19 protein-coding genes are annotated in these 21157 nt (G+C 63.0%); 3 read left to right on the top strand and 16 right to left on the bottom strand.

From position 1 onward, the window contains the following. Window positions 1–343: 343 nt before the first annotated feature. Window positions 344–1507, top strand: a complete 1164-nt coding sequence (locus QSV36_RS20400; RefSeq protein WP_225780502.1) for a type III PLP-dependent enzyme — start codon at window positions 344–346, stop codon at window positions 1505–1507. Window positions 1508–1633: 126 nt separating this feature from the next. Here QSV36_RS20400 and QSV36_RS20395 read toward each other — a convergent pair whose 3' ends face one another. The 3 genes from QSV36_RS20395 to QSV36_RS20385 all read right to left on the bottom strand — a co-directional run bounded on the left by QSV36_RS20395 (window position 1634) and on the right by QSV36_RS20385 (window position 3700). Further along, window positions 1634–2170: a hypothetical protein gene (locus tag QSV36_RS20395; protein WP_289133918.1), complete on the bottom strand. Its 537-nt coding sequence runs from the start codon at window positions 2168–2170 to the stop codon at window positions 1634–1636. 96 nt (window positions 2171–2266) lie between these two features. Further along, window positions 2267–3016, bottom strand: coding sequence for a tetratricopeptide repeat protein (locus QSV36_RS20390; RefSeq protein ID WP_289133917.1), 750 nt, complete (start codon window positions 3014–3016; stop codon window positions 2267–2269). A 3-nt stretch (window positions 3017–3019) separates the two neighbouring features. Further along, window positions 3020–3700, bottom strand: coding sequence for a Fe2+-dependent dioxygenase (locus QSV36_RS20385; RefSeq protein WP_289133916.1), 681 nt, complete (start codon window positions 3698–3700; stop codon window positions 3020–3022). Between the two features lie 223 nt (window positions 3701–3923). On the opposite strand from QSV36_RS20385, the gene QSV36_RS20380 reads away from it, so the two are divergent. After that, window positions 3924–6227 (top strand): TonB-dependent receptor, encoded by a 2304-nt coding sequence (locus tag QSV36_RS20380; protein WP_289133915.1) that lies wholly within the window; start codon window positions 3924–3926, stop codon window positions 6225–6227. Window positions 6228–6425: 198 nt separating this feature from the next. Then, window positions 6426–8981, top strand: coding sequence for a PepSY domain-containing protein (locus QSV36_RS20375; RefSeq protein WP_289133914.1), 2556 nt, complete (start codon window positions 6426–6428; stop codon window positions 8979–8981). Between the two features lie 126 nt (window positions 8982–9107). Here the strand turns inward: QSV36_RS20375 and QSV36_RS20370 are convergent, their stop codons facing one another. The 13 genes from QSV36_RS20370 to fdx form a co-directional block, all read right to left on the bottom strand. Then, window positions 9108–9899: an amidohydrolase gene (locus QSV36_RS20370; protein WP_289133913.1), complete on the bottom strand. Its 792-nt coding sequence runs from the start codon at window positions 9897–9899 to the stop codon at window positions 9108–9110. Then, entirely contained in the window at window positions 9887–11035 is a 1149-nt protein-coding gene (locus QSV36_RS20365; protein ID WP_289133912.1) for a pyridoxal phosphate-dependent aminotransferase, read from the bottom strand. Before QSV36_RS20365 ends, QSV36_RS20370 begins: the two co-directional genes overlap by 13 nt. Window positions 11036–11244: 209 nt before the next feature. Then, window positions 11245–12711 (bottom strand): ribosome biogenesis GTPase Der, encoded by a 1467-nt coding sequence (gene der, locus QSV36_RS20360; RefSeq protein ID WP_170028356.1) that lies wholly within the window; start codon window positions 12709–12711, stop codon window positions 11245–11247. A 117-nt stretch (window positions 12712–12828) separates the two neighbouring features. Further along, complete coding sequence (gene bamB, locus QSV36_RS20355) at window positions 12829–13971, bottom strand: outer membrane protein assembly factor BamB (protein ID WP_289133911.1); 1143 nt, start codon at window positions 13969–13971, stop codon at window positions 12829–12831. Then, window positions 13972–14610: a tetratricopeptide repeat protein gene (locus tag QSV36_RS20350; protein ID WP_186686258.1), complete on the bottom strand. Its 639-nt coding sequence runs from the start codon at window positions 14608–14610 to the stop codon at window positions 13972–13974. A gap of 39 nt (window positions 14611–14649) precedes the next feature. After that, window positions 14650–15939, bottom strand: a complete 1290-nt coding sequence (gene hisS / locus QSV36_RS20345) for a histidine--tRNA ligase (protein ID WP_289133910.1) — start codon at window positions 15937–15939, stop codon at window positions 14650–14652. A 24-nt stretch (window positions 15940–15963) separates the two neighbouring features. Then, complete coding sequence (gene ispG, locus QSV36_RS20340) at window positions 15964–17073, bottom strand: flavodoxin-dependent (E)-4-hydroxy-3-methylbut-2-enyl-diphosphate synthase (protein ID WP_038408727.1); 1110 nt, start codon at window positions 17071–17073, stop codon at window positions 15964–15966. Window positions 17074–17076: 3 nt separating this feature from the next. Next, window positions 17077–18141 carry a RodZ domain-containing protein gene (locus tag QSV36_RS20335; protein ID WP_289133909.1) on the bottom strand — a complete coding sequence of 355 codons (1065 nt, stop codon included), beginning with the start codon at window positions 18139–18141 and terminating at the stop codon, window positions 17077–17079. Continuing rightward, complete coding sequence (pilW, locus tag QSV36_RS20330) at window positions 18138–18899, bottom strand: type IV pilus biogenesis/stability protein PilW (protein WP_289133908.1); 762 nt, start codon at window positions 18897–18899, stop codon at window positions 18138–18140. The genes QSV36_RS20335 and pilW overlap by 4 nt, the downstream gene beginning before the upstream one ends. A gap of 14 nt (window positions 18900–18913) precedes the next feature. After that, window positions 18914–20059 (bottom strand): dual-specificity RNA methyltransferase RlmN, encoded by a 1146-nt coding sequence (gene rlmN, locus QSV36_RS20325; protein ID WP_289133907.1) that lies wholly within the window; start codon window positions 20057–20059, stop codon window positions 18914–18916. 24 nt (window positions 20060–20083) lie between these two features. Continuing rightward, window positions 20084–20515 (bottom strand): nucleoside-diphosphate kinase, encoded by a 432-nt coding sequence (gene ndk, locus QSV36_RS20320; RefSeq protein ID WP_023382208.1) that lies wholly within the window; start codon window positions 20513–20515, stop codon window positions 20084–20086. Between the two features lie 89 nt (window positions 20516–20604). Beyond that, complete coding sequence (iscX, locus tag QSV36_RS20315; RefSeq protein WP_023382209.1) at window positions 20605–20805, bottom strand: Fe-S cluster assembly protein IscX; 201 nt, start codon at window positions 20803–20805, stop codon at window positions 20605–20607. Window positions 20806–20815: 10 nt separating this feature from the next. Next, the gene (fdx, locus tag QSV36_RS20310; protein ID WP_025337773.1) at window positions 20816–21157 is read right to left on the bottom strand and encodes an ISC system 2Fe-2S type ferredoxin; all 342 of its coding nucleotides are present in this window, start codon (window positions 21155–21157) and stop codon (window positions 20816–20818) included.

The following is a 21157-nucleotide window of genomic DNA, read 5'->3' as shown; positions in this document are numbered from 1 at the left end:
CATGCTCGCTGCCGCAGGAATCGCGCGATGCCTGTGCCAGCGGGCATGCCCGCGCACAGGCCAACGCGGCCTATTCCACTATTTTTTACGCTTGAAACACGCTGGGGAACATCAGCCGGTCACACGAGTCGGTTATTCAAATGGCTGGTCGTCGATCCGCGTCGATCACGCCCGGATTGCCTGTTGATTCTGCATTCTTCACGCCCTAAAGTGCGCGCCGAACGTCCATGCTGGAAACGATCCATCCGGCTCAAGTACTGAGTAGGCGAACCAAAGTGGGGATACGGAGGACGTTCAGTTTGCAGCCACTTAATCTTTCAGTTTGCCCATGGAGTCCCTGAGCATGTCGATCCAGGTCGAAGACTATTTCGCGCGTGACACTTTCCAGAAAATGAAGGCGTTCGCCGACAAGCAGGAAACCCCGTTCGTACTCATCGATACCCAGATGATCAGCCAGGCCTATGACGACCTGCGCGCCGGCTTCGAGTTCGCCAAGGTGTACTACGCAGTCAAGGCCAACCCGGCCGTCGAGATCATCGACCTGCTAAAGGATAAAGGTTCGAGCTTCGACATCGCCTCGATCTACGAGCTGGACAAGGTCATGGGCCGCGGTGTCAGCGCCGACCGCATCAGCTACGGCAACACCATCAAGAAGTCCAAGGACATCCGCTACTTCTACGAGAAGGGCGTGCGTCTGTATGCCACCGACTCGGAAGCCGACCTGCGCAACATCGCCAAGGCCGCACCGGGTTCGAAAGTGTACGTGCGTATCCTGACCGAAGGTTCGACCACTGCCGACTGGCCGCTGTCGCGCAAGTTCGGCTGCCAGACCGACATGGCCATGGACCTGCTGATCCTCGCCCGCGACCTGGGCCTGGTGCCGTATGGCATTTCCTTCCACGTGGGCTCGCAGCAGCGCGACATCAGCGTGTGGGACGCCGCCATCGCCAAGGTCAAGGTGATCTTCGAGCGCCTGAAGGAAGAAGACGGCATCGAGCTGAAGCTGATCAACATGGGTGGCGGCTTCCCGGCCAACTACATCACCCGTACCAACAGCCTGGAAACCTACGCCGAAGAAATCATCCGCTTCCTCAAGGAAGACTTCGGTGACGACCTGCCGGAAATCATCCTCGAGCCGGGCCGTTCGCTGATCGCCAACGCCGGTATCCTGGTCAGCGAAGTGGTGTTGGTGGCACGCAAGTCGCGCACCGCTGTCGAGCGCTGGATCTATACCGACGTGGGCAAGTTCTCCGGCCTGATCGAAACCATGGACGAGTCCATCAAGTTCCCGATCTGGACCGAGAAGAAAGGCGAAACCGAAGAAGTGGTCATCGCCGGCCCGACTTGCGACAGCGCCGACATCATGTACGAGCACTACAAGTACGGCCTGCCGCTGAACCTGGCAATCGGTGACCGCCTGTACTGGCTGTCGACCGGCGCCTATACCACCAGCTACAGCGCAGTGGAATTCAACGGCTTCCCGCCGCTGAAGGCTTACTACCTGTAATACGCTACCAGGGACGATCTCCCTGGCCTTGAAGTGGAAAAATGCTCCGTATCGTTCGCTACGGAGCATGCTTCTCGAAGGGCATACTGCCTGGTTTCACCCCGCCTGCCCCTTCTTCCTTGTCGGTCAACGGCGACGGAACATCGCATAACGGTCGAAGCTCGGCACATTCACCTCACTGACACGCATCAGCATGATCAATTTGATCGGTGCGCCGGCGCGGACATAGCAATCCTCCCAGGATTTGCGATTACGCACGCCGATTTCTGCACTGCCCATGGCAGCAATCGTCACCCCTGAATAGTCGGCGACCTCCGGCTTGGCCAGCGCCTGGCCATTGACCCGGATGCGCCACAACAATGGGTTGGCGACTTTCGGGTAGTAGCCCACACAATATCCGCTGCCCAGATCCCAGGTATCCTTATGGGACGCCCCTGCTTCCGATTCCACGGTGACAATGCTGTAACCAGGCTGCCTGCCTTCGTAGTAGCCAAACCAGAAGCGTTGTTGCGAGCCAACTGACAATGCTGAAGATACCGTGAGCCAGTTATTACAGCGCGAAGCGGGGATAGTCCTGGACTCGACAGAGTCGAGAATGCCCTCGCAGCCAGGTGTAGTGGAAGTCAATGTGGCAATAAAAGAACGTGCTTGGATGAACGACATTGTCAGCCCCTTGGAAAATGGGCTTTCAGCATCGATGAAAAACAGGCCGAGCGTACTCTGGAACAGTTACCGCCCCCTGTCACCCGGGCAGGTGACTCAGGCACCACGCCGTTCGATTTCTTCGGCATAGCGCGCCGCAAAGGCCATCAACTCCGGCCCGGCCCCCTGCAGGGTCGCCAGCGCACTGCGCAGGAAATTCAGGTTCCCCTCGACCCGCGCCTGCTCCAGCCAATGCCCGGCTTCGGCCATCTGCCCACGCTCGGCCAGCACCAGCCCCAGGCTGAACATGCCGCGAAAATCGCCTGCTTCGGCCGAGCGCCGGTACCAGCGCACCGCCCGTACCGGCCTGGGCGCAGTGGCAATGCCCTGTTCAAGATAGCGCCCGTACAGGTTCATCGACTTGGCATGCCCAAGCTGCGCCGCCTTTTCGTAACACATCAGCGCCTGCGCCTGGTTGGCCGCTACGCCACGGCCAGTGGCCAGTAGGTTGCCCAGGTTGTAGAGCCCCCAGTCCAACCCCGCATCGGCTGCCCGGGCATAGTGGATGGCAGCCTGCGCGAGGTCTACGCTGCCGCCCCAGCCATGCTCCAGGCACCGCCCCAGCATGTTGTGCGCCATGGCGCTGCCGGCTTTGGCGGCAATACCGAACCAGCGCCGAGCCACGCCGGCATCGGCCTCGATGCCACGCCCATCGAGCAGGATCTGGCCCAACAGTAACTGGGCTTCGACCACACCCTGCCCTGCCGCGGCCAGGATCGCCTGTGCAGCCTTGCCGGGGCTTGCTTCGAGCATGGCCTGCAAGCCAGCCACATCCACCACTTCCTCACGTCGCAACGGGTAGGACACGTTTCAGACCTCCGCCCAGCGGCGCAGCAGGTTGTGGTAGGTGCCGGTCAGTTGCAGCAAAGCAGGATGGTCCGGCACGTCGGCAGTCAGTTGCCGGATGGCATTGTCCATCTCGAACAGCAAGGCGCGCTGGCTGTCCTCGCGGACCAGGCTCTGGGTCCAGAAGAACGCGGCAAAGCGCTGGCCACGGGTCACCGGGTTGACCTTGTGCAGGCTGGTGCCCGGGTACAGCACCAGGTCACCGGCGGCCAGCTTGACCTGCTGCTCGCCATAGGTGTCCTGGATCACCAGTTCACCACCGTCGTAGCTGCCCGGGTCGCTGAGGAACAGTGTCGAGGACAGGTCGGTACGCACCCGCTCCGGGCTGCCCTTGGGCTGGCGCAGGGCATTGTCGATATGGAAGCCGAAGTTGCCGCCTTCGCGGTAGCAGTTGATCAACGGCGGGAACACCTTGTGCGGCAAGGCCGCCGACATGAAACGCGGGTTTTTCCACAGGCGCTCGATCAGCGCAGTGCCGATCTCCTTGGCCAGCGGGTGGCCTTCCGGCAGTTGCAGGTTGTGCTTGGCCTTGGCCGACTGGTAGCCAGCGGTGATCTTGCCGTCAGCCCAGTCGGCCTGCTCCAGCGCCTCGCGGATACGGGCCAGTTCATCGGCATCGAACAGGCCAGGGATATGAAGCAGCATGGCGGCAGCACCGTTGGGAAAAGAACAGGCAACAATGATATTGATTCCCTTTTGCGCTTCACAAGCCCCATGCGATACCGGAGACGCTTCATCCGGATGAAACCGTAAAGGTAAATTGTAAAGTTTGTAAATTATTCGCGAATGGTAACCGCTCTCAATTGAGAGTCCAAATTGCTTACATTAAGATCCGCGGCCTTGATACCTTGGGGAAAGGTCCTAAGCAATGCGCCAGTCCGTACCATCTGCAGTCAGTTCACCACGTCTGATCGCTTCCGCCATCGGCGTTGCCCTCAGCGCCTCGACGGCCTACGCTGCCGACCCGGCCGCCAGCAACGCCATCACCCTGGACGCGACCAGCGTCAATGGCAAGGCCGAACAGGCCAGCACCGACTACAAGGTCGAGAAGGCCTCCTCGCAGAAGTACACCGCGCCGTTGGTGGACACCCCACGCTCGGTCACCGTGATCCCACAGCAAGTGATCAAGGACACCAGCGCCCTGACCCTGCAGGATGCCCTGCGCACCGTGCCGGGCATCACCTTCGGCGCCGGCGAAGGCGGCAACCCGCAAGGTGACCGCCCGTTCATCCGCGGTTTCGATGCCCAGGGCGACACCTACCTGGACGGCGTGCGCGATACCGGCGCGCAAACCCGCGAGATTTTCGCCATCGAATCGGTGGAAGTGGCCAAGGGCCCGAACTCGGCCATCGGTGGCCGCGGTGCCGCGGGTGGCACCATCAACCTGGTGAGCAAGCGCGCGCACCTGGGCAACTCGCTGGACGGCGCCTGGACCTGGGGCAGCGACCAGACCCAGCGCTACACCTTCGATGGCAATTACCAGTTCAGCGACAGCGTTGCCGGGCGCCTGAACCTGATGACCCACGAGAGCAACGTCGCTGGCCGCGACAAGGTCAACTATGACCGCTGGGGTATCGCCCCGTCGCTGGCCTTCGGCCTGGGCACGCCGACCCGCGTCAACCTCGACTATTACCACCTGGAAAGCGACGACCTGCCGGATTCGGGCATCCCCTACACCATCCCGACAGGTGGCAGCAGCGCACGCACCTCGGCGCACCCAAGCAAGCCGTATGACGGTGGCGACAGTGACAACTTCTACGGCCTGACCGGTCGCGACTTCCGCAAGAGCCGCGTGGACATCGCCACTTTCGCCATCGAGCACGACCTGAACGACACGCTGACGATCAAGAACACCCTGCGTCATGGCAACAGCATGCAGGACTACATCCTCACCCAGCCTGACGACAGCAAGGGCAACGTCAACAACGGTAGCGTCTGGCGCCGTGCCAACAGCCGTGTCGGCAACACCGCCACGACCACCAACCAGACCGACCTGTTCGGCGAGTTCTACCTGGGCGGCATGAAGAACAGCTTCTCCACCGGTATCGAGCTGAGCCGTGAGAAGAGCGATCGCTCCAGCTACAACGTGGACACCAACACCGGCCTCGGTTCGACCGGCTGCAACCCGAGCCTGATCGGCGCCAGCAGCGGCTACAACTGCACCTCGCTGGGCAACCCGAACCCGGATGACCCGTGGAACGGCAGCATCACGCGCAACTACGCCGGTACCGACACCAAGAGCAATACCCGCGCTCTCTACTTGTTCGATACCCTCGAACTGTCGCCAGCGTGGCTGCTGAACATGGGCCTGCGCTACGACCACTTCGATACCCAGTACCGCACCTACGACGCCTCTGGCGCCACCGTGGTCAACGCCAAGGGCGTTGCCTCCAAAGGCAAGGACACCAGCGAGTTCGTCACCGGCCAGCTGGGCCTGGTATGGAAGCCGGCCGACAACGGCAGCATCTACGTGTCCTACGCCACCTCCGCTACCCCACCGGGTGCGATGCTGGGCGAAGGCATGGAAGCCAACCCGCTGGGCAACACCACCGACCGTGCCGGCAACCTGTTGAGCAGCGACATGGAGCCGGAAGAAACCACCAACTACGAAATCGGCACCAAATGGGACCTGCTGGACCAGCGCCTGTCCCTGGCCGCCGCGCTGTTCCGCACCGAGAAGGAAAACGCCCGCGTGCAGGTGGACACCACTACCTACGAGAACGTCGGCGAAACCCGCGTGCAGGGCATCGAACTGTCGGCCAGCGGCAAGCTTACCGACAAGTGGCAGGTGTTCGCCGGCTACACCTACATGGAGGCCCGCCAGGTCGATGGCGGACCGATGGGCAAGGCCAACGACGGCAACCAGTTGCCAAACACGCCGAACAACAGCGCCAGCCTGTGGACCACCTACGCCATCACGCCGAAGCTGACCATCGGTGGCGGTGCCTTCTACATGGACGAGGTGTACGGCAGCGTGGCCAATACCACCATGGTCGACAGCTATGTGCGCTACGACGCCATGGCCGCCTACAAGCTGACCAGGAACGTGGACCTGCAGCTGAACGTGCAGAACCTCACCAACGAGGTGTATTACGATAAGGCCTTCTCCACCCACTTCGCCAACCAGGCGGCCGGGCGCACTGCGCTGTTGACCACCAGCTTCCACTTCTGATGTCGGGATAGGGCTGATCTGTTGAATGGGCTGCGCCTGTGTCGGCCCTTTCGCGGGTGAACCCGCGAAGAGGCCGGTACAGGCATTACAACCCGCTAAACACCACCATCCCGCCCCGTTCATTCCCGTGAGCGGGGCTTTTGCGTATCAGGGCATAATGCCCGCCGCCCAGGTTGTTGCTACATACAAGGTGATCATGTGGTGAAGAAAACGCTGTTCCAATTGCACTGGTTCTTTGGCATCACCGCTGGTCTGGTGCTGGCCTTGATGGGCATTACCGGGGCCTTGTATTCGTTTCAGGATGAACTGCTGCGCACCTTCAATGCCGATGTCCTCAAGGTAGAAGTGCGCGCCGAAGGCGTGCTGCCGCCGGCAGAGCTGGTACGGCGGGTCGAGGCCCAGCAACACGACAAGGTAGCGATGCTGTGGGTTGACGTGCGCGACGGCAATGCCGCGAGGATCTTCTTCACGCCCCCACCGGGCGAGCGCCGTGGCCAGCTGCGCTATGCCGATCCCTACACCGGCGAACTCAAGGGTGAAGCAGCCGGCCAAGGCTTCTTCAACCTCATGCTCAACCTGCACCGCTTTCTGGCCATGGGCGACACGGGCCGGCAGATTACCGGTGCCTGCACCTTGATGCTGGTGTTCTTCTGCCTGTCCGGCCTGTACCTGCGCTGGCCGCGCAAGGCGCTGAACTGGCGCGCCTGGCTGACCTTAGACTGGGCCAAGACGGGGCGCGCGTTCAACTGGGACCTGCATGCCGTGGCCGGCACCTGGTGCCTGCTGTTCTACCTGCTGTTCGCCCTGACCGGGTTGTTCTGGTCCTACGAGTGGTACCGCGAAGGCCTGAACCGGCTGCTGGCCGACGCGCCAGCCAGCGGCCAGCAGCAGAAACGTGGCGAAGGCCGTGGTCGCCACGGCCCACAGCACATCGACAAGAACGCCCCACCGCTGGTGGTCGACTATGACACGATCTGGGCCAACCTCAAGGACGCTGCCGGCCCCGGTCTGGCCATGTACAACCTGCGCCTGCCACCCGTGGGCGGCCAGCCAGCCAACCTGTTCTACCTGCTGGAAAACGCCGACCATCCGCGAGCCTTCAACACTCTGGTACTGGACCCGGCCAGCGGCCAGGTGAAATCCCACGACCGCTACACCGACAAGTCCTTCAAGGCGCAACTGCTGCAAAGCGTCTATGCATTGCATGTCGGCGAATACTTCGGCCTGCCGGGGCGCATCATCGTCACGCTCGCCAGCCTGAGTATGCCGCTGTTCTTTGTCACTGGCTGGCTGCTGTACCTCGACCGCCGCCGCAAGAAGCGCCAGGTACGCGCCGCGCGAGGCAAGGTCGCCGACAGCCACGGCAGTGGTGACAACTGGCTGATCGGTTTTGCCAGCCAGAGCGGCCTGGCCGAGCAGCTGGCCTGGCAGAGCGCCGGTCAGTTGCAGGCTGCCGGCTTGCCGGTGCAGGTACGCGCCCTGGCCGAACTGAGTGAGAGCGACCTGCGCCAGGCGCGCCGTGCGCTGTTCGTGGTCAGTACCTTCGGTGACGGCGAAGCCCCCGACAGCGCCCGTGTCTTCGAACGCAAGGTGCTCGGCCAGCCGTGGGCACTGGACAACCTCAGCTACGCGCTGCTCGCCCTCGGCGATCGTCAGTACCCACACTTCTGCGGCTTCGCCCGGCGCCTGCAGGCCTGGCTGGGTGAGCGCGGAGCCAGCAGCGCATTCAGCCCGGTGGAAGTGGACAACGCCGACCAGACCGCCCTGCTGCAGTGGCAACAGGAACTGGCGCAACTGACTGGCGCCCAGCCGCTGGCCGCCTGGCAGCCGCCGAACTTTGGCAACTGGTCACTGGTACGCCGCGAACTGCTCAACCCGGGCAGTCAGGGGCAACCGGTGTACCTGCTCGGCCTGCAGCCGCAACAGCCCGCCAGCTGGGAAGCCGGCGACCTGGTGGAAATCCTGCCGCTCAATGGCCAGCTTCGGATCGACGCCTTCCTCGCTGGCATGGCACTCGACCCCTGGGCCAAGGTGCAGGTGAACGGCCTGACTGAAACGCTCGCCCAGGCCTTGGCCGGTCGACAGTTGCCAGCGCGGCGCGAGCACCTGATCGGCTTGCAGCCGCAAGCGCTGGTCGATGCGCTGGTGCCGATCGGCAGCCGCGAGTATTCGATCGCCTCGATCGCCAGCGATGGCCTGCTGGAGTTGATCGTGCGCCAGGAGCGCCACGCCGATGGCCACTTGGGCCTGGGCTCCGGCTGGCTGACCAAGTATTTGCCGCTGAACGGCATGCTGAGCCTGCGGGTGCGGCGTAACAGCAGCTTCCACCTGCCGGAAACGGCGGCACCGCTGGTACTGATCGGTAACGGCACCGGCCTGGCCGGCCTGCGCAGCCTGATGCGCGCGCGGGTGAGTGCAGGTGAGCAACGCAATTGGCTGCTGTTTGGCGAACGCAACCGGGCGCACGACCTGTTGTGTGGCGAGGAACTGCAAGGCTGGCTGGCAAGCGGCGACCTGGCGCGCCTGGACCTGGCGTTTTCGCGGGACCAGGCCGAGAAGGTGTATGTGCAGGATGTCCTGTTGCAACAGGCCGAAGAATTCAAGCGTTGGGTGCAGGACGGAGCCTGTGTGTATGTCTGCGGCAGCCTGCAAGGGATGGCGGCAGGTGTCGACGCGGCGCTCAACGGCATCCTGGGCGAAGCAGTCGTGCAGCAGCTGATCGAGGATGGGCGGTATCGGCGGGATGTGTACTGATCGGAAACTGATGTAACCAGCACCGGCCTCTTCGCGGGTAAACCCGCTCCCACAGGGTCCTCACAGATCTTGAATACTGTGCGGTACCTGTGGGAGCGGGTTTACCCGCGAAGGGGCCGGTAACTGTCAGTGCAGCTCGAAGGTGTCAGCATCCAGGTTGGCCGGGAACTTGGCCCGGTACGTCGCCAGTTCCGCCGCGCTCAATACGGCGGTGAACACCCCGTCCGCTTCCCCGGCGCTGAGCAGGCTCTCGCCCTGGAAGTCCAGCACCTGGCTGTCGCCAGAATAGGCAAAGCCCTTGCCATCGGTGCCCACCCGATTCACTGCCGCCACGTAGCACAGATTCTCGATACCTCGAGCCGGCAGCAGGCGGTTCCAGTGCTGGCGGCGTGCAGCCGGCCAGTTGGCGGTGTACAGCAGCAGGTCAGTGTCCTGGGCATCGCGGCTCCACACCGGGAAGCGCAAGTCGTAGCAGATCAGCGGGCGAATCCGCCAGCCTTTGAGTTCGAACTGCACCTGGCGCTCGCCCGGGGTGTAGTGCTTGTGCTCACCGGCCATGCGGAACAGGTGGCGCTTGTCGTAGTGCAGGATCTCGCCATCCGGCCGTGCCCACAGCAGCCGGTTACGGTGGCTGCCGTCGGCGGCCTGGATGATCACGCTACCGGTGACAACCGCGTTGCACTTCTTCGCCTGGGCCTTCAACCATTTGTAGGTCGGGCCGTTCTCAGGCTCGCACAGGCTCTCGGACTGCATCGAGAAACCGGTGGTGAACATTTCCGGCAGAATCACCAGGTCCACCTCGCCCACCTGCGCCAGCAGCTCCTCGAAGTGCGCATGGTTGGCCTCGCGGTCGTGCCAGGCCAGGGTGGTTTGCACCAGGGCGACTTTCAGGTTGGGCAGTGTGCTCAGATCGCGCATAGTCTTTCCGCTGCCTGACGCAGCGTCTCCTCTCGTTTGGCAAAGCACAGGCGGACCAGGCGTTGCTCGGGGATGGGTTGCTGGTAGAACACCGACACCGGGATGCTCGCCACACCGTGCTCACGGGTCAGCCACAGTGCCATATCGACATCGTTCAGGTCCGGGCGGATCTGCGAATAGTCCACCAGTTGGAAATAAGTGCCCGCCGTGCGGGTGAAACGGAAGCGCGAGCCGTCCAGCAAACCGCAGAACAGGTCGCGCTTGGCCTGGTAGAAGGCCGGCAATTGATCGATATGCTCGGGGTGCTCGGCCATGAAGTCGGCCAGGGCGCACTGCAGCGGCGTCACCCCGCAGAAGTTGACGTACTGGTGCACCTTGCGCAGCTCGGCGCTCAGCGCCGGCGGGGCGATCACATAACCGGTCTTCCAGCCGGTAACGTGATAGGTCTTGCCGAACGAGCTGACCACGAAAGCGCGCGAGTACAGCTGCTGGTGGGCCAATACGCTGGCATGGCGCACACCGTCATAGACCAGGTGTTCGTACACTTCATCGCTGATCAGGTAGATATCGCGGTCGGCGATCAGCTGCGCCAGCTGGTCCAGGTCTGCGCGGCTGATCAGCGCACCGCTGGGGTTGTGCGGCGAGTTGAGGATGACCATGCGCGTGCGCGGGCTGAGCGCGTCGGCAAACTGTTGCCAGTCGATACGGAAGTCGCCATCGCTCAGGCGCACATGCACGCAACGACCACCGGCCAGTTCAACGGACGGCTCGTAGCTGTCGTAGCACGGGTCGAAGACGATCACCTCGTCGCCCGCGTGGACCAGCGCCTGGATGGCACAGAAAATCGCCTCGGTGGCACCAGGCGTGATGGTCACTTCCTGGTCGGCATCCACCTGTGCACCGTATAGCCGCGCGACTTTGGCTGCCACCTGTTGGCGCAAGGCCGGCAGACCGGTCATCGGCGAGTACTGGTTATGCCCGGCAGCCACATGCCGGCCCACTGCATCGAGCAGCGCCTGCGGGCCGTTGAAGTCGGGGAAGCCTTGCGACAGGTTGAGCGCGCCAGTCTGTGCGGCGAGCTGGGACATGCTGGTGAAGATGGTCGTGCCGACGTTCGGCAGTTTGCTGCGGATCATGAAGCCCTCTTTCCTGGGGTGTATCCGGCACGGGTTGGAGTCCGAGCATAGCGGATCGAGCGGTCAGGAAAAAGGTTGAAACGATGGGGGCATTGCGCTGGGTCAATGGGCCCTTTTGCGGATGGCCCCTGCTCCCACAGTCTTCGACAGATTCGATTACTGGCAGTAACTGTGGGAGCGGGTTTACCCGCGAAGAAGCTGACGCGGAATCAACGTTTCTTGTCGCGACGCTTCTTCTCGGCCTTCTTGTGGTGCGACATCAGGCGGCGTTTCTTGTTGACCTGACGATCGGTGAGGGTGTTCTTCTTGCCCTCGTACGGGTTCTCCCCGCCCTTGTATTCGATGCGAATCGGCGTACCGACCAGTTTCAGCACACGGCGGTAGGTATTTTCCAGGTAACGCGAGTACGACTTCGGAATCTTGTCGGTCTGGTTACCGTGGATCACGATCAGCGGCGGGTTGGCCCCCCCGAGGTGGGCATAGCGCAGCTTGATGCGGCGGCCATTGACCAGCGGCGGCTGGTGCTCGCTCACGGCATCCTCGAGGATCTGCGTCAGGCGGCTGGTCGGCCAACGGGTCACGGCCGACTTGAACGCGGCCTGTACCGACTTGTACAGGTGGCCCACGCCAGTACCGTGCAGGGCGGAGATGAAGTGAATGTCGGCGAAGTCGACGAAGAACAGCCGGCGCTCCAGCTCCGTCTTCACGTAGTCGCGTTCGCCAGGCTCCATGCCGTCCCACTTGTTCAGGGCGATGACAATGGCGCGGCCGGCTTCCAGGGCGAAGCCCAGCAGGTTCAGGTCATGGTCCACCACGCCTTCGCGGGCGTCCATGACGAAGATCACCACGTTGGCGTCCTTGATCGCCTGCAGCGTCTTCACCACCGAGAACTTCTCGACTTCCTCGTGGATCTTGCCGCGCTTGCGCACGCCGGCGGTGTCGATGAAGGTGTACTTCTCGTCATCGCGCTCGAACGGGATGTAGATACTGTCGCGGGTGGTGCCCGGCTGGTCGTACACCACCACGCGCTCTTCGCCGAGCATGCGGTTGACCAGGGTCGACTTGCCCACGTTGGGGCGGCCGATGATGGCGATCTTGATGCCGTCCTTCTCGCTCGGGCCAGGGATGCGCACCGCTTCTTCGCCTTCGGCGACTTCGGCGTCCAGCGCCTCCTCGACCTGGTCGCGCGGCAGGTGGCCGAGCACGGCCTCCATCAACGCATTGATGCCACGGCCCTGGGAGCCCGCCACTGGAATGGCATTGCCCATACCCAGCGGCGAAAACTCGGCGCGGGCGACGTCAGCGTCGATGTTGTCGATCTTGTTGGCAACCAGGATCGCTTCCTTGTTCCGCTTGCGCAGATGCTCGGCGATCATCTGGTCAGCGGCGGTCATGCCGGCGCGGGCATCGACCAGGAACAGCACATAGTCGGCTTCTTCGATGGCCATGAGCGACTGCTCGGCCATTTTTTCGTCCATGCCCACTTCGTCACCGGTAATACCACCGGTGTCGATCAGGATGAAGGAACGACCCTGCCAGCTGGCATCACCATACTGGCGGTCACGAGTCAGGCCCGACAGGTCACCGACGATGGCATCGCGGGTCTTGGTCAGGCGGTTGAACATGGTGGATTTGCCGACGTTCGGGCGGCCCACCAGGGCGATTACGGGAACCATTCGGCTCTCCACTCTTGAATTCTTGAAAATGCAAAGGCCGCTGCAAGGCAGCGGCCGGAGTTCGGGCGGCGTGTCCTACGCCGCGGCTTGAAGCCCGCCAAGGCTTCAAGCATAGCTTCAGCGGATGGTCAGTGCCTCGAGCTTGCCGCTGTTGCCAAAGACGTAGATGGTGTCGCCGACCACGAGTGGGCGGGCACGCAGGCCATCGCTGTCGATACGCTCACGGCCGACGAAGCGGCCATCGACCTGGCTCAGCAGGTGCAGGTAGCCCTCGAAGTCACCCACTGCCACGTAGCTGGAGTACACTTCCGGCGCGGTCAGCTGGCGACGTGCCATGGTGTCGTTGCTCCACAGCGCGCTGGAAGAGCGTTCATCGACGCTTTCGACAGTGCCGGAAGCTTCGCTGACGTAGACGTTGCCGAAGCCCTGGGCGACACCCACGTAGCTGGAGGCATCGCGCTGCCACAGCACGCGGCCGCTTTCCAGGTCCAGGCCCGCGACGCGGCCCTGGTAGGTGCTGACGTACAGGGTACCACCCGACAGCAGCAGGCCGCCGTCGATATCGACCACACGGTCCAGCTCGGAGCGGCCCTGCGGAATCGCCACGCGGCTTTCCCACACCGGTACACCGTTGTTGATGTCCACCGCCACCACCTTGCCAGTGGACAGGCCGGCGACGGCCAGGCGGTTGGTGACGATCGGCGCGCCGGTACCACGCAGGGTCAGCACGGCCGGGCTGTTCTCGTAGATCCAGCGGCGGTCACCGGTGGCGGCATCCAGGCCGATCAGGCGATCGTCCTGGGTCTGCACCACCACCACATCACCGTTGTTGGCAGGCGGGGCCAGCACTTCGCTGGTCACGCGGGAGCGCCAGCGCTCCTCGCCGGTGCTGGAGTCCAGGGCAATCACTTCACCCTTGAGGGTACCCAGCATGACCAGGCCATAGCCGACGCCGACAGCACCGGAAACCGGCAGCTCGAGGTCCTTCTTCCACACCACGTCGCCGGTGATGCGGTCGAGGGCGAAGACTTCGCCGTTGACGTCGGAGGCGTAGATTCGATCGTTTTCGATGGCCGGCACCAGGGTGTTGTAGGTTTCACCCTGGCCGTCACCGATCGAACGGCTCCACTGCTTCTTCAGCACCACTTCCTCGGTGAACTTGGTCAGCTCGGCCGGGGGCAGTTCCTTCTTGCTGTTGCTGCTGCAACCCGCGGCCAGAACGGCCAGGGTCAGCACTGCTGCATGTTTCCAACCGATCACTTACGCGTCCCCTTTGGCCAAGTCATCCAGCTTCAATTGCAGGCCACCGACCGCCGCCTCATCGGACAACGCAGCCTTGGCTTTCTCGTAAGCACTGTGCGCATCGTCGGCGCGACCCAGCTGCACCAGCAGGTCACCCTTCAACTCTTCACGGCTGGCCAGGAAGGCCTGGTCGGCGTCACCGTCAAGCAGCTTCAGGGCGTCCTCGGCCTTGTTCTGGGCCGCCAGCACGCGTGCCAGGCGCTGCCGCGCTATTTCGCCCAGGGTGGCATCGGCCGGCTTGTCCAGCACGCTTTTCAGCTCGGCAGCAGCGTCGTCGAGCTTGCCGCTCTCGACCGCGACCTTGGCCACGAACAGGCTGCCGTACTGGGCGTAGGCGGTACCACCGAACTCGCTCTTGAGCTTGCCGGCCAGTTCCGCGACCTTGGTCGCGTCAGGCTGGCCAGTGGGCGTCAGGCTGGTTTCCAGCAAGGCCTGGTACAGCTGCGAGGCACCTTGCGACTGATTGTTCTGGTACTTGTGCCAGGTATTCCAGCCCAACACCACCACGCCAGCCAGCAGGGCACCGGTCAGCAGCGGCTTGCCGTTGCGGTTCCACCAGTCCTTGACCCCTGCCAGTTCATCATCGGTACTCGACACCCCAATACTCCTTTTCGCCTATTCGCTTGTTGAACCGCGTTACGCCTGCGCGATCGCGGTTTCCAGGTGCTCAGCCAGAGCATCCCAGGCAATGTTCTGTTGTTCGCCCTGACCACGCAGGGGCTTGAAGCCGATCTCTTGCTTGGCCAACTCGTCATCACCGAGGATCAGCGCGAACAGCGCGCCGCTCTTGTCGGCTTTCTTGAACTGGCTCTTGAAGCTGCCACCACCGGCGTTGACGGCCAGGCGCAGACCCGGCAGGCGGTCACGCAGGCCCTCGGACAAGCGCAGGCCAGCCAGTTCGGCCTGTTCGCCGAAGGCGCAGAGGTAGACATCGATCTGTCGGCTGATGGACTCGGGCACCTTGCCCAGGGTTTCCAGCAGCAGGATCAGGCGCTCGATGCCCATGGCGAAACCGACACCCGCGGTCGGCTTGCCGCCCATCTGCTCGACCAGGCCGTCGTAGCGGCCACCGGCGCAGACCGTGCCCTGGGCGCCGAGCTTGTCGGTAACCCACTCGAACACGGTCTTGCTGTAGTAATCCAGGCCACGTACCAGCTTGGTGTTGATCACGAACGGGATACCGGCAGCATCCAGGCGGGCCTTGAGACCCTCGAAGTGCACGCGCGATTCTTCGTCCAGGTAGTCCTCCAGCTTCGGCGCACCGACCAGCACCGCCTGGGTGTTCTGGTCCTTGCTGTCGAGAATACGCAGCGGGTTGCTCTTCAGCCGGCGCTGGCTGTCTTCATCCAGCTGCTCCAGGCGTGCCGAAAGGAACTCGACCAGCGCATCGCGGTAGCGCGCACGGGCTTCGCTGGTGCCCAGGCTGTTGAGTTCCAGCTTGACCGCGTCCTGGATGCCCAGCAGGCCCCACAGGCGCCAGGTCAGCATGATCAGTTCGGCGTCGATGTCCGGGCCGTCCAGGTTGAACACTTCCACGCCAATCTGGTGGAACTGGCGGTAGCGGCCTTTCTGCGGGCGCTCGTGGCGGAACATCTGGCCGATGTACCACAGTTTCTGTACCTGGCCGTTGCCGGTGATGCCATGCTCGAGCACGGCACGCACGCAGGCGGCAGTACCTTCCGGACGCAGGGTCAGCGAGTCGCCGTTGCGGTCCTCGAAGGTGTACATCTCTTTTTCGACGATGTCGGTCACTTCACCGATGGAGCGCTTGAACAGCTCGGTGAACTCGACGATCGGCGTGCGGATCTGGCTGTACCCGTAGGTGTCCAGCAGGCCGGCCACGGTGCCTTCGAAGTAGCGCCACAGCGGCGACTGTTCCGGCAGGATGTCGTTCATGCCACGGATGGCTTGCAGCGATTTGCTCACGAAAAGTCCTTACGAATTCGGGTGTCAGCCACGGACGATCAACGCCGCGTCGGCTTCGGCCTTTTCGGCCGCTTTCTGGCGGATGAGCTTTTCCAGCTCGTCGACCAGGTTGTCGTTGGTCAGCTTCTGCGCCGGCTTGCCGTCGATGTAGACCAGGTTCGGCGTACCGCCGGTAAGCCCCACATGGGACTCCTTGGCTTCGCCCGGGCCGTTGACCACGCAACCAATCACCGCCACATCCAGCGGTACCAGCAGGTCTTCCAGGCGCCCTTCCAGCTCGTTCATGGTTTTGACCACATCGAAGTTCTGCCGCGAGCAGCTCGGGCAGGCGATGAAGTTGATGCCACGCGAGCGCAGGTGCAGCGACTTGAGAATGTCGTAGCCGACCTTCACTTCTTCGACCGGGTCGGCCGCCAGCGAGATACGGATGGTATCGCCAATGCCTTCGGCCAGCAGCATACCGAGGCCGACAGCCGATTTCACCGTCCCGGAACGCAGGCCACCGGCTTCGGTGATGCCCAGGTGCAGCGGCTGCACGATCTGCTTGGCCAGCAGACGGTAGGCTTCGACGGCCATGAACACGTCGGAGGCCTTGACGCTGACCTTGAAGTCCTGGAAGTCCAGGCGGTCAAGGTGCTCGACATGACGCAGCGCCGACTCGACCAGCGCAGCCGGGGTCGGTTCGCCATACTTCTTCTGCAGGTCCTTTTCCAGCGAGCCGGCGTTGACGCCGATACGGATCGGGATGCCACGGTCGCGGGCCGCATCGACCACCGCGCGCACGCGGTCTTCACGGCCGATGTTGCCCGGGTTGATACGCAGGCAGTCGACGCCCAGTTCGGCCACGCGCAGAGCGATCTTGTAGTCGAAGTGAATGTCGGCAACCAGCGGCACGCTGACCTGCTGCTTGATGCGGCCGAACGCCTCGGCGGCGTCCATGTCCGGCACCGAGACCCGCACGATGTCCACGCCGGCATCGACCAGGCGCTGGATCTGCGCCACGGTGGCGGCCACATCGTTGGTGTCGGTATTGGTCATGCTCTGCACCGCGATGGGCGCATCACCACCCACCGGCACATTGCCGACCCAGATTTTGCGGGATTCGCGACGTTTGATCGGAGATTCGCCGTGCATGACTTACTGTCCCAACTTCAGGCGAGCGGTTTCGCCACTGGTGAACGGGGCAACATCGACGGCCTGGCCGTTATAGCTGACCTGGGCGCCACGGGCAAAGCCCAGGCGTACCGCGAACGGCGGCTTGCCAGTCAGCTCGAGGTTGTCCCCCTTGCGCTTGATGGCGCTGAACAGCACCTTGCCATTGCCGTCGCTGACCTGGGTCCAGCAATCGGCGCTGAACTGAATGGCCACCTTGCCGCTGCCGGCCGGTATTTCGGCGGGCACGGGGGGCACGGCGGGCTCGACGGCAGCTACGGTCGCCGCAGGGGCGATCGATGCAGGGGTGATCGGAGCAGCCGCCGGGGCCGGAGCGGCCGGCGCAGGCGCCACCGCCGGTGCACTGACTGCTGGCTGCGCCGGAGCCTGCTGCGCGGGCGCCGGGGCGGGTGCTGCGGCAACGGCGCCTGCGGTGCTTGCCGGGGCCGGTTCGGTGACAGCGGCGGGCTGCCCGCTGGCGCCCTGCTCCAGCGGCAGCGGCGCGCTCTCGGGTTGCTGGCCAGCCGAAACGGCCTGGTCTTCAGGTTCATCGAGCGGGTGAATCTGGGTGGTACCGTCGGCGCTCTCGACTTCGACGTGCTCCAGGGCGATCTTGGCCAGATCCTTGCCACGCAGGCTGCCCTGGTCCTGCCACCAGACGAAGCCGCCACCGACCACGGCCACCAGCAGCAGCAGGCTGACGCCACGCAGGATATTGTGCGACAGGCGCACCGGCTCTTCGATACGGCCCAGCGAGTGCACGTCGCTGCCTTTGGCGTGGGTACCGGTGTAGCGGTCGAAGGCATCTACCAGGGCGGCCTGGTCCAGGTCCATCAGCTTGGCATAGGCGCGGATGTAGCCACGGGCAAACGTATGCCCGGGCAGCTTGTCGAAGGCACCGGTTTCCACGTGGTTCAACGAACTGACAGTGAGGTTGAGCTTGCGGGCCACCTCGGCTTGTGACCAGTCCCGGTTCTCACGGGCCTGACGCAAAAGCTCACCGGGGTTCTGGCCAGGCGCTACTGCTACTTCGGGATGCGCGGCTTTCATCGTTGCTCCGACAGGTATTGCTGATATTCCGGCGTACCGGGATAAAGTCGTTGTAATTGCTGACCCAGCTCGGCCAGTTTGCCCTGCTCGTCGAACACCCTGGCAAGGCGGCTGCCCAGCAGCAGGCTACGGGCATCGTGTTCGCTCAGTTGGCTGAAACGATCGTAGTAGTCCCGGGCCGGCACATAATGCCTGTTTTCGTAGGACAACTCAGCCATTTCCAGCAATGCTTTCGGTTGCCGCTGGTTGAGCTGCAAAGCTTTCAGCAAATAGGCATGCGCCTGGTCGCGGCGCTCGAGCTTGAGGGCAGTCAGGCCCAGGTTCGCGTAAACCCGTGAACGTTCAGGATACAGGGTATCGGCGCTGGCCAGGCGAAACATCTGCTCGGCCTCGGCAAATCGCCCCTGAGCATAAAGGAAACTGCCGTAATTGTTGCGAATTCGCGTGTCGCCAGGGCGCACCTGCAGTGCCTTGCGGAAGTGGCTTTCGGCTATTTCGGCCTCGTCTTCGGCCTGCAGCACCAGCGCCAGGGCGGCGTGCGCATCGGCGTCGTCGTTGTTCAGGGCCAAGGCCTTGCCCAGCGGGGCCTTGGCCTGCTCGGTCAAACCTTGTTGCAAATAGCCCAGGCCAAGCTGCACATAAGCCCGCCCTGCCTCTGCCCTGCCCTGGCGGCTGGCCAGGGGGTCGCCCGCGCCGCCCGACACGCAGCCGGCCAGCAGCGAAAGCGCAAGGATCGACAGCGCGGCGCGCAGGCTCATGGGCAAGGTCCCGGTCAGTGCTGCGCAGCGCTGTCTGGCAGGTCGGCGTCCGCAGAAAGCTGGCGCACAGCGATATAGCGCTCACTGCGGCGGGTGCGGTCGTTGACCTGGCCAACCAGCTGGCCGCAGGCGGCGTCGATGTCATCACCACGGGTAGTACGGGTGGTGACGTTGAAGCCACCGTGGTGCAACAGGTCCTGGAAGCGGCGAATGGCGTTGTTGCTCGGCCGCTCGTAGCCCGAATGCGGGAACGGGTTGAACGGGATCAGGTTGATCTTGCACGGCACGTCGCGCAGCAGTTCGATCATTTGCGCTGCATGCTCAGGCTGGTCGTTGACGTCCTTGAGCAGGGTGTACTCGATGGTCAGCACACGCTTGCCACCCAGGGTGGACATGTAGCCCATGCACGATTCCAGCAGCATCTTCAGCGGGTATTTCTTGTTGATCGGTACCAGCTTGTTGCGCAGTTCGTCGTTCGGCGCGTGCAGCGACAGGGCCAGCGACACGTCGATGTGCTTGGCCAGCTCGTCGATCATCGGCACCACGCCTGATGTCGAGAGGGTGACGCGACGCTTGGAAATGCCATAGCCCAGATCTTCCATCATGATCTTCATGGCGGCGATGACATTGTCGAAATTCAGCAGGGGTTCGCCCATGCCCATCATGACCACGTTGGTAATGGCGCGGTCGATCTTGGCCGGAACGGTCCCGAAGGATTTGTTGGCGAGCCACACCTGGCCGATCACTTCGGCGGCGGTGAGGTTGCTGTTGAAGCCTTGCTTGCCGGTGGAGCAGAAGCTGCAGTCCAGGGCACAGCCGGCTTGCGACGAGACACACAGGGTGCCGCGGTCGTCGGTGGGGATGTAGACGGTTTCGACGCAGCTGCCGGAAGCAACGCGCACCACCCACTTGCGGGTGCCGTCGGCGGAAATGTCTTCACTGACCACTTCCGGGCCCCGAATCTCGGCAACGGCCTCGAGCTTTTCGCGCAAGGCCTTGCCGACATTGGTCATGGCGGCGAAATCGTCGACGCCATAGTGGTGAATCCATTTCATGACCTGACCGGCACGAAAACGCTTCTCTCCGATCGACTCGAAGAATTTTTCCATTTCCTGCAGGGTCAGGCCCAACAGGTTGATCTTGCCAGTCATGTCACTCATGGAATCACCCAAGACCTGCTTCGCTTAGCGAATGCGGTCGCACAGCTCGGTAGCGGAGAAGAAGTAAGCGATTTCGCGGGCAGCCGAAGCTTCCGAGTCGGAACCGTGAACAGCGTTCTCGTCGATGGAAACGGCGAAGTCAGCACGGATGGTGCCGGCAGCAGCTTCTTTCGGGTTGGTGGCGCCCATCAGCTCGCGGTTGGCCAGAACGGCGTTTTCGCCTTCCAGAACCTGAACGATGACCGGGCCGGAAGTCATGAAGGCAACCAGGTCAGCGAAGAAGCCGCGCTCTTTGTGCTCGGCGTAGAAGCCTTCGGCTTCGGCTTTGGACAGCTGCTTCATTTTCGAAGCGACGACGCGCAGGCCGGCTTTCTCGAAACGAGTGGTGATCTCGCCGATGACGTTCTTGGCGACGGCGTCAGGCTTGATGATGGAGAAAGTACGTTGAACAGCCATGGAAAACTCCAGAAAAATGAGTGTTGCGAAAAATTAAACCCGCGAATTATACGCGGGTTCCAGGGGATTGCCTAACCTGCAGGACGCGTTCAGTCGGCTTCTTCGATCCAGGCCGCCTGGATGGCCTCGAGCACTTTCTCACCGCCGCGTGACGGATCGTCGCTGAATTCTGGCAAGGCCAGCACCCAGCGGTGCAGATCGACGAAATTCACATAACGAGGATCGACGTCCGGCTTGCTTTCTGCAAGCTGGATGGCGATCTCAAGTACATCAATCCATTTCAGGCTCATGGAACAAACCTCAGTGCGGCGCTTCGGCGGCGTGGTTGAGCGAATACTTGGGGATCTCGATGACCAGGTCCTGGTCAGCGACGACCACCTGGCAGCCGAGGCGCGATTGAGCCTCCAGGCCCCAGGCCTTGTCCAGCATGTCCTCTTCCAGCTCGTCGGCCTCTTCCAGCGAGTCGAAGCCCTTGCGCACGATGCAGTGGCAGGTGGTACAGGCCTTGACGCCGCCGCAGGCGCTTTCCATCTCGATGTGATGGTCGTGGGCCAGCTCCAGGATGTTGGTCCCGGGCTCGACTTCCACGGTCAGCCCTTCGGGGCAGAATTTCTCGTGCGGCAGGAATGTCACCAGCGGCAT

Source organism: Pseudomonas sp. BCRC 81390 (assembly GCF_030341915.1).
Taxonomy (GTDB): domain Bacteria; phylum Pseudomonadota; class Gammaproteobacteria; order Pseudomonadales; family Pseudomonadaceae; genus Aquipseudomonas.
Note: the sequence above shows the minus strand (reverse complement) of the source record. Positions and strands in the feature narration are given on the sequence as shown.